Raw genomic sequence first — 1,668 nt, 5'->3', positions numbered from 1 at the left:
GGCGACATAGGCCTCTTTGCCTAAATCAGAAAGGATCCCAAACAAGGTACTCACTTCCTCATGATTTGAGCCAGAAAAGTCCCAATCGACGAATTCATATTCTGAACGTGCGCTGAAGAAACGCCACGACACTACACCTGATGAGTCGATAAAGTGTTCAACAAAGTTATTGGGCTCGGTAACAGCCATTTGGTTAAAAGTCGGCGCAGGTAAGTCGTTTAATCCTTCAAAGCTGCGCCCTTGTAAAAGCTCAGTGAGACTGCGCTCAAGAGCAACTTCTAAGCTGGGGTGCGCACCAAACGAGGCAAACACACCACCGCTGCGAGGGTTCATCAGAGTGACACAGGCTACAGGAAATTGACCGCCTAGCGAGGCGTCTTTTACTAATACGGGATAGCCTTGCTCTTCTAGTCCCTTGATGCCTTCTACGAGTTTGGGAAAGCGCTCAAGAACGATGTCCGGTACGTCAGGCAATGCGATTTCATTTTCGATAATTTCGCGCTTGACGGCGCGTTCGAATATTTCAGATAGGCATTGGACAACCGCTTCGTCGAGCGTATTACCGGCGCTCATACCGTTACTTAAGTACAGGTTTTCGATTAAGTTAGAAGGAAAGTACACCGTTTCACCATCCGAGTGGCGTTGAAACGGTAGCGCACAGATACCGCGCTGGATATTACCGGAGTTGGTGTCGATTAAATTCGAGCCAGCTAACTCGTTTTCAGGGTCATAAATAGCACGTGTATAGTCGTCTAAAATGCCGCTAGGTAGGCTGTCGTCTTCGGTGAGCTCAAACCAACGTTCGTTGGGATAGTGGACAAACTCGCTTTGCGCAATCTCTTGACCAAAGTACTGGTCGTTATAAAAGAAATTACAGTTGAGGCGTTCAATGAACTCACCTAATGCAGAGCATAAGGCGGCTTCTTTTGTCGCGCCTTTGCCGTTGGTAAAGCACATCGGCGATGCGGCATCACGCACATGCAGAGACCACACGTTTGGCACGATATTGCGCCAAGAAGCGATCTCGATTTTCATGCCCAAGTCAGCCAGTATTTGAGTCATGTTGGCGATGGTTTGCTCTAGAGGTAAATCTTTGCCTTTAATAAAGGTCGTGTGATCGCCGTCTGGCGCCTCCATCAAGAGAGCTTGAGCGCTGTCGTCGAGGCTATCGACGGTCTCAATCTGAAAATCAGGTTCAGTTTGCACCACACGTTTGACTGTACAGCGCTCGACGGCTCTGAGAATACCTTGGCGGTCTTTGTCCGAAATATCCTCTGGGAGTTCGACCTGAATTTTAAAGATCTGGTTATAGCGGTCTTCGGGATCGACGATATTGTTTTGCGATAACCGAATATTCTCCGTTGGAATATCGCGCGCATTACAGTACAAGCGAATGAAGTATGCCGCGCACAAGGCTGATGATGCGAGAAAATAGTCGAATGGGCTAGGCGCAGAGCCGTCACCTTTATAACGAATAGGCTGATCGGCAATAACGGTGAAATCGTCAAACTTAGCTTCGAGTTTGAGATTTTCTAAAAAATTAACTTTGATTTCCATAGCGCTTCGACCTGATTGCTAAAACAAAGCGCGCATTATCTCGTCTTTTGATGCCTGCGTCATGGGTAAAATCACGAAAATTAAGATATTTCTTAATGCGCCGCAGCCCAA

General features: G+C 47.4%; 1 protein-coding gene. It reads right to left on the bottom strand.

The features are described 5' to 3' along the window. Nucleotides 1-1,557 (bottom strand): OsmC domain/YcaO domain-containing protein (locus OS145_RS01450; protein WP_006954196.1); only part of this gene is annotated, 1,557 nt, incomplete at its 3' end. Between the last annotated feature and the right edge of the window lie 111 nt (nucleotides 1,558-1,668).

Origin of the sequence: Idiomarina baltica OS145, from assembly GCF_000152885.1 — a bacterium.
Taxonomy (GTDB): Bacteria; Pseudomonadota; Gammaproteobacteria; order Enterobacterales; family Alteromonadaceae; genus Idiomarina; species Idiomarina baltica.
This window is presented reverse-complemented; position numbering and strand designations above follow the sequence as displayed.